Genomic DNA, 8,551 nt, shown 5'->3' with positions numbered 1-8,551 from the left:
GTCGGCGCCGACGACGACTTCGTCGAGCTCGGCGGGGACTCGATCCTCGCCATGCGCGTTGCCGGTGTGCTCAACCGGCGGCTCGGCACCGCCCTGCCCGCCCAAGCCGTCTTCGAACGCCGGACGGTTGCCCGGCTCGCGGCGGCCCTCCCGTCCGCGCACCCCGGCCACACGCCGGCCCGGACCGCGCCCGGCGGTGCGCTGCCGCTCTCCTCCGGGCAGCAACGACTCTGGTTCCTCGACCAGCTCGCCCCGGGCAGCGCCGAATACAACACCAGCGCGGGTTTCCGGCTGCGCGGCCCCCTGTCCCTCGACGCACTGGCGCGGGCCCTGACCGCGCTTGCCGGACGCCACGAGTCGCTGCGCACCACCTTCCCCACCGTGCACGGGCGGGGCGTCCAGGTCGTCGGGCCGCCGCCGGACATCCGGCCGGACGTCCGCGCCATGCATGACGGCGAGCTGCTCGCCGAGGTGCAACGGCCGTTCGACCTCGCCCGCGGCCCGCTCTTCCGCGCGACCGTCTTCCGCCGGGGGGAGGACGACCACCTCCTGGTCCTGGTGCTGCACCACATCGTCACCGACGGCTGGTCGATGGGCGTGCTCGCCCACGAACTCGGCCGGCTGTACTCGGACCCGGCCGCCGAGCTGCCCCCGCTGCCGTTGCGCTACACCGACTTCGCCGCCTGGCAACGCGACCGGCTCGCCGGTCCCGAGCTGGACGACCGGATCGCCTACTGGGAGCGGCAGCTGGCCGGCGTGCCCGCGCTGGAGCTGCCCACCGACCATCCGCGGCCCGCGGTCCGCGGGACGGCGGGCGCCACCCACCGCTGCACCGTGCCCCCGGCCGTGACCACCCGGCTGGCCGAACTCGGCCGGCAGCGCGGCGCCACGCTGTTCATGACCCTCGTCGCGGCCGTGCAAGTCCTCTTCGCGCGCTACACCGGCCAGCGCGACATCGCGCTCGGCACGGTCACGGCCGGACGCTCCTGGGACGAGCTCGCCGGGCTCGTCGGCTTCTTCGTCAACACCGTCGTGATCCGCTCCCGCCTCGACGGCGATCCGTCCTTCGCCGGCTTCCTGACCGGCGTCCGCTCGACCGTGCTCGACGCGATGGCCCACGACGACGTCCCCTTCGGCCGCCTGGTCGAGCTGCTCGCCCCGGACCGCGACGCGAGCCGCTCGCCGCTGGTCAGCGCCATGGTCGTGCTGCAGAACGCGCCCTCGGCGCTGCCGGAGCTGGACGGCCTGTCCGTCGAGGAGGCCGAGCTGCCCCGGCGCTCGGCCCAGTTCGACCTCACGCTGGAGTTCGAGCCGCGGGACGGCGGGCTGCGCACCACCGTCGAATACCGCACCGACCTGTTCGACGCGGACACCATCCGGCGGCTCGCCGAGAACCTCCTGGTCCTGCTGGCGGGCATCGCCGACGACCCGGGGCGGCGGTTGTCCCGGCTGCCGTTCCCGGCGCCCGCGCAACGACGCGAACTGCTGGCGGCCGGTCGCGCCCCGGCGGACGGGCCCGGCCTGACCGTTCTCGACGTCTTCGCCGAGCGCGTCCGCGAGCGCCCCGACGCGCTCGCCGTGACCTGCGGCGGCACGGCGTTGACCTACCGGGAACTGGACGGCAGGGCGAACCGGCTCGCGCACGGCCTGCTCGCGCACGGCGCCGGCCCGGACGTCCGGATCGGCCTGTGCGTGCCGCGGGGGATCGACGCGATCGTCGGCATGCTGGCGATCCTGAAGGCCGGTGGCGCCTACGTCCCGCTCGACCCGCGCTACCCGGACGAGCGATTGGCGTTGCTGCTGACCGATTCCGGCGCCACCACGGTGCTCACGACGCGGGCCGCGCGCGACCGGGTACCCCGCGGGGCCCGCGTGCTGCTCTCGGACGACGGAGGGGAGCCCGGCAGCGCCCCGCCGCGCCGGGTCCGGCCGGAAAACCTGGCCTGCGTCCTCTACACCTCCGGATCGTCGGGCCGGCCGAAGGGCGTGCTGATCGAGCACCGCTCGGTGACCCGGCTGTGCGCCGACGAACACGCCCGGCTGGGTCCCGGCGACGTCTCGACGCAGTACGCGCCGCTGTCGTTCGACGCCTCGACCCTGGAGATCTGGGGCGCGCTCCTGTCCGGGGCGCGGCTGGCGATCGACACCGAAGACGTGCCGTCGGCCGACGCTCTCGGCGCCTTCGCCCGCGCCGAGGGGGTCACCGCGCTGTGGCTGACCGCGGGCATGTTCCACGAGGTGGCGGCGGCCGACCCCGAGGTGTTCGCGGGCCTGCGCCGGCTGGTTTCCGGGGGCGACGTCCTGTCACCGCGGCAGTGCGCGGCGGTCCTGCGCCGGTATCCGGACCTGGAACTGGTCAACGGCTACGGGCCCACCGAGGGCACCACGTTCACCACCTGCCACCGCGTCCGGGACGGCGACGTCGGGCGGCCGGTGCCGATCGGGCGGCCGGTCACCGGGACCCGCTGCCTGGTGCTGGACCGCCACCTCGCCCCGGTGCCGGCCGGGGTGCCCGGCGAGCTGTACGTCGGCGGGAGCGGCCTGGCCCGCGGCTACCTGGACCGGCCCGGCCTGACCGCCGACCGGTTCGTGGCCGACCCCTTCGGCCACGGCACCCGGCTGTACCGCACCGGCGACGTCGTGCGCTGGCGCGCCGGTGCGGAGTGGGTCCTCGACTTCCTCGGCCGGTCCGACGACCAGGTCAAGATCCGCGGCTTCCGGATCGAGGTCGGCGAGGTCGAGGCGGCGCTGCGGCGGCACCCGGACGTCGCCGAGGCCGTCGTGGTGGCGCGCGAGGACACCCCCGGCCACAAGCGGCTGGCCGGGTACGTCGTGCCACGCCGTCCGGTCGAGCCCGGCGCGTTGCGGGAATTCCTGGGGACCAGCCTGCCGGGCCACCTCGTCCCCGGCGCGCTGGTGCTGCTCGACCGGTTCCCGTTGACCCCGCAGGGAAAAGTCGACCGCCGCGCCCTGCCGGCCCCGCGGCCGCGAGCCGCCGGAGCCCGCACGGCACCCCGCAGCCCGGCCGAGGAACTGCTGACCCGGGTGTGGGCCGAGGTGCTCGGCGTCGAGCGCGTCGGCACGCAGGACAACTTCTTCGAACTGGGCGGGGACTCGATCCTCGGCATCCAGGTCGTGGCGCGCGCCCGGCAGCTCGGGCTGCGGCTGAGCGCCAAGGACGTCTTCCTCCGGCAGACCCCGGCCGAGCTGGCCGCGGCCGGGGTGTGGGAAGAGCCGACGGCACGCGAGGCACCCCGGCCGTCCGGCCCGGTGCCGCTGTCGCCGATCCAGCACTGGTTCTTCGAGACGATCACCGAGCACCCCGGGCACTTCACGCAGTGGGTGTCGGCCGAGCTCGCCGCGGACGTCGACCAGGCGGCGCTGCGGACCGCGGTCGAGGCCCTGGCCGGCCACCACGACGCGCTCCGGCTGTGCTTCCGCCGGATCGGCGGCGAGTGGCGGCAGGAGTACGCGGAAACCCTTCCGGACAGCGTCTTCCGCGTCGGTCCGGTGTCCACCATGGACTTCTTCGAGCTGGACGGCGGCGCGCTGTTCACCGCGGTGCTGGACGGCTCCCGGCTGCTGCTGGCCGCCCACCACCTGGTGGTGGACGGTGTGTCGTGGCGAATCCTCCTCGCCGACCTGCGCACGGCCTACCGCGCCGCCCGCGCCGGACAGCCGGTCGGGCTGCCGCCCCGGACCACGTCCTTCGGCGACTGGTCCCGGCGGCTGGCCGGGCACGCGGCGGCGGGCGGGTTCGACGACCAGCTCGCGTACTGGCGGCGACCGGCGCCGGGTGCCGGGCCGGACGGCGATCCGCGGCCGCCCCGCGCGGTGACGGTCCGGCTCGCCGCGGAGCAGACGGCGGCAGTGCTGCGCGACACCCCGGCCGCGTACCGCACCCGCATCGACGAGGTCCTGGTCAGCGCGCTCGGCCAGGTCCTCGCCGGCTGGACCGGACAGGACCGGGTGCTGCTGGAGCTGGAGGGGCACGGCCGCGAGGACCTCTTCGAGGACGTGGACCTGGCCCGGACGGTGGGCTGGTTCACGACGCTGTACCCGTGCCCGGTGGAGGTGCCCCGGGACGGCGGGTGGGGCGCGGTGCTGAAGGCGGTGAAGGAGTGCTTGCGCGCGGTCCCGGACCGCGGGCTGGGGTATGGGGCGGTGAAGTACCTGGGGGAGGAGGAGCTCCCGGCGCCCCGCCCGGTGGCGGCGTTCAACTACCTGGGCCGCTTCGACGCCGAGCCGGAGCCCGGTGAGGTGTTCCGGGGCGCCCCCTCCGCCATCGGGCTGAGCCGTGCGCCGCACCTCACCGGCACCTCGCGCCTCGATGTCACCGCGGCCGTCACCGCGGGCGGCGAACTCGAATTCGAGTGGACCTACTCCCCGGGCGCGCACGACTCCGCCGCCGTCACCCGCCTGGCCGGCGACACGCTGACCGCGCTGCGGGAGATCGCCGCCCACTGCGCCGAGCCGGGCGCCGGTGGCCGCACCCCCTCCGACTTCCCGCTCGCCGCCGCGAGCCAGCCCGAACTCGACCGCGTCCTCGGCGACGGCCGCCACGTCGAGGACGTCTACCCGCTCACCCCGATGCAGGCCGGGATGCTGTTCCACAGCCTGTCGGAACCCGGCACCTACCTCGAGCAGGTCTGCTTCACCCTGACCGGCGTCGCCGACCTCGCCGCCCTGGAGCGCGCCTGGCGGCGGGCCGTCGCCGAGATCCCCGCCCTGCGCACGGCCATCCACTGGACCGGCGTCCGCGAGCCGGTGCAGGTCGTGCACCGGGCCGTCACCCTCCCGGTGACCGTGCACGACGGGAGCTCGTACGACGAAGCCGGACTGCTCGCCGCCGACCGGGCAGCCGGGCTCGACCCCGCGGTGCCGCCGCTGATGCGGGTCACGCTGATCCGGCTGGACGACACCCGGGTCCGGACGCTCTGGACGTTCCACCACGTCGTCCTCGATGGCTGGAGCGTCTTCGAGGTCCTCACCGACGTCCTCGCGCACCTGTCCGGGCGGCCCGCCGGACGTCGCCGCCCGTTCGCCGACCACCTCGCCTGGCTGGCCCGGCAGGACCCGGCGGCAGCCGAAACCCACTGGCGCAAGGCCCTTTCCGGGCTCACCCCCACCCGGCTGCCCTACGACCGCCCGCCCGCTCGCGCCCACCGCGCCCGCTCGGCGTCCACAGTGGAACGCGCACTGTCCGCCGTGGACTCCGGCCGGCTGGCCGCCTTCGCCCGGCGCCACCGGCTGACCGTCAACGCCGTGGTGCAGGGCTGCTGGGCCCGGCTGCTGGCCCGGCACGGCGGCGACCCGGACGTCTGCTTCGGCGCGGTCGTGTCCGGCCGCCCGCCCGAACTGCCCGGCGTGGACGCCATCGTCGGGATGTTCGTCAACACCGTCCCGGTCCGGGTGACCGTCGCGGAGGCGGAAGACCGGCCCGGCTGGTTCCGGCGGTTGCAGGCCGACCAGGCCGAGGCACGCCGGTTCGGGCACGTCTCCCTGGCCGCGCTGCGCCGCTGGAGCGGGCTGCCGGCCCCGACCGGCCTCTTCGACAGCATCGTGGTGTTCGAGAACTACCCCTTCGACTCCGGCGCCCTGGCCGAGCGCGGGCTGCACGTGGCGGAGCTGACGGCGGTCGAGATCACCAACTACCCCCTGGTCCTCGTCGCCCACGGCAGCGCCCGCGACGACGAACCGCTGACCCTGCGCCTCGGCTACGACCCGGCGCTGTTCGACGGCGACACGGTCGAGGCACTGGCCGGCGAACTCCTGGACCTGCTGCGCGAGCCGGCGGGGCCGGTCGCCCCGCCGCGCGAGCGCCCGCCGGCCCCGCCGGTGACACCCGCCGGGAGCAAGCCGGCCCACCTCGCGCCCCGCACCGCGACCGAACGAGCCCTCAGCCGGATCTGGGCCGAGGTCCTGTCCGTCGACCACGTCGGCGTCGACGACGACTTCTTCGCCCTCGGCGGCGACTCACTCCTCTGCCTGCGGGTCACCGCCCGGCTGCGCGCGGACTTCGGCGCGGCCCTGCCCCCGCGGGCGCTGTTCGACAACCCCACGGTCGGCGCGCTGGCCCTGATGCTGGAGCACCCCACGCTCGAAGCACTGGGCCGGGCGGTGGACCGCGGCCTGAACCCGCCGAAGGACTACGAGCTCTAGGAGGCCGGAGCCGGTGCGCAACGACGACGTGGCGATCATCGGGGTGTCCGCCCTGCTCCCGGGCGCCCACGGGCTGGACGCCGTGCACGACCTGCTCGCCGCGGGGCGCGACCGCACCGGCCAGCCCACGGAGGAACGGTTGCGGGAGAACGGCTTCGCGGCCGGTCCCGGCTACCTGCCGATGGGCTACCTCGACCGGATCGACCGCTTCGACCACCGCTTCTTCGGCGTCCCGCCCGCCGAGGCCGCGTGGATGGATCCGCACCAGCGGCTGATCCTGCAGCTGGCCCACGAAGCCCTCGAGAACGCCTGCTACGCGCCCCAGGCCCTGCGCGGATCGCGCACCGCCGTCGTGCTCGGGAGTTCGCGCAGCGACTACGAAGACCTCTTCGAAGAGGAAGACCCGCAGCAGATCCTCGGCATCCTGGCGGCCTCGCTCGCCGCGCGGATCAGCTACCGCCACGACTTCACCGGGCCCGCGCTCGTCCTCGACACCGCCTGCAGCGGCAGCCTGGTCGCGGTCGCCCACGCCGTCGCCCTGCTGCGCGGCGGGGCCGCGGACCTGGCGCTCGCGGGCGGCATCAGCGTGCGGCCGGTGCCGATCCGGGAGGCCGGGCACGTGCCGGTCCGCGGCGTCGAGTCACCCGAGGGCCGGTGCCGCCCGTTCGACGAGAAGGCCACCGGCGCGGTCGGCGGCGAAGGCGGCGGGATCGTCGTGCTCAAGCCGCTGCCCGCCGCGCTCGCCGACGGCGACCACGTGCACGCGGTGCTCAAGGGCATCGCCGTCAACCACAACGGCTACCGGATGGCCAGCATGAGCGCGCCGAGCCGGGCGGCCCAGACCGAGGTGATCACCGCGGCCTGGCGCGACGCCGGCGTCGACCCGGCCACCGTCGGGTACGTCGAGTGCCACGGCTCGGCCACCCCGCTCGGCGACGTCGTCGAGGTCGAGGCCCTGCGCCAGGCGTTCCTCGACGCCGGCGTGACGACCCCGTCCTGCGCGATCGGCTCGATCAAGGGCAACATCGGGCACCTCGACAACGCCGCCGGGGTCGCCGGGCTGATCAAGGTGCTGCTGAGCGTGCGGCGCGGCGTCCGGTACCCGACCGCACACTTCGCGACGCCGAACCCGCTGATCGACTTCGGCGGCCCGGTGCGGGTCAACCCCGCGTTCGGCCCCTGGGACGACGCCACGCCGCGGCGCGCGGGCCTGAGCTCGTTCGGGCTCACCGGCACCAACGTGCACGCCGTCGTCGAGCAGCCCCCGGAGCCCGCGCGGCCCGCGGCACCGGACGGAACCGGGCACCTGGTCACGGTCTCGGCGAAGACGGGGTCCGCGCTCGCCCGCTACCGCGACGAACTCGCGGAATTCGCCGAGGGGAGCGGGCACGGCGTGCTCGCCATCGGCCACGCGATGAACCGCGGCCGTGACGACCACCCGTTCCGGATCGCCGTCGTCGCCGACGAACCCGCCGCCCTGGCCACGGCCCTGCGGTCGGCCGCCGTCCCGGAATCGCCCGCCGCGGACGACCCGCCGGTGGTGCTGCTGTTCTCCGGCGACGGCGGCGTCGAACCCGAGCTCTGGGCGGACCTGTGCGCGGCGTGGCCGGTCCTCGGCGACGACCCGCTGCCCGAGGAGCCGGGGCCCCGGCTGGTCGCCGTCCACCACGCGCTCCACCGGCTGGCGCGGTCGCTGGGCCTTCCCGACACCCACCTCGTCGGTTCCGGCGCGGGCAACCTCTCGGTGCGGATCGCGCGCGGCGAGCTGTCCCTTGCCGACGGCTTGGCGGCCGCGGCGGACCGGCCCGTCGGAGCCACGCTCGACGCCGCCCGGCTGGCCGAGGCGGTGCGCGGGTTCGTCCGCGACGGCGCGGTGCTGGTCGAGCTGGGTACCGGCGGCGTGCTCTCCCGGACGATGCGCCGGCTGGCGCCCGAGCTCGGCTGCGTCGAGCTGATCGCCGGGACCGGCCGCCGGGCGGTGCTTCGGCAGGTGGCCACGCTCTACCGGCTCGGCGTCCGGCTCGACTGGGACCGCCACTACGCCGGGACGGTCGTGGCGCGGATCGAAGCGCCGTCCTACCCGCTGGAAAGCGTCCGGTGCTGGTGCCGCCCGCCGGGCTCGCCGTCCGTCGGAACCCCGGTACCGGAACCGGTCGCCGTGGTGTCCGATGGGGACACCGAGCGCCGGGTCGCCGAGGTCTGGGCGCGCGCACTGGGCGAGGACGAGCTCACCGCCGAATCGGACTACTTCGCCCTCGGCGGGACGTCGATCGCGGCGATCACCGCGCTGCGCACCATGGAACACGACTTCGGCGTCGAGCTGACCTTCGCCGATCTGTACGGCCACCCGACCGTGCGGGCCTTCGCCGCCCGCATCGAGGCCGCGCGG

2 protein-coding genes are annotated in these 8,551 nt (G+C 75.5%); both read left to right on the top strand.

The genetic code is table 11. From position 1 onward, the window contains the following. The coding region (locus CCN39_RS43205; protein ID WP_086852424.1) for a non-ribosomal peptide synthetase at window positions 1-6,162 on the top strand (6,162 nt) is incomplete at its 5' end. Window positions 6,163-6,175: 13 nt separating this feature from the next. Continuing rightward, window positions 6,176-8,551, top strand: a 2,376-nt coding sequence (locus tag CCN39_RS43200) for a type I polyketide synthase (RefSeq protein WP_244211270.1), incomplete at its 3' end; no start/stop codon positions are given.

This window comes from Amycolatopsis kentuckyensis (assembly GCF_002155975.1).
In the GTDB taxonomy this organism is placed as follows: Bacteria; Actinomycetota; Actinomycetes; order Mycobacteriales; family Pseudonocardiaceae; genus Amycolatopsis; species Amycolatopsis kentuckyensis.
This window is presented reverse-complemented; position numbering and strand designations above follow the sequence as displayed.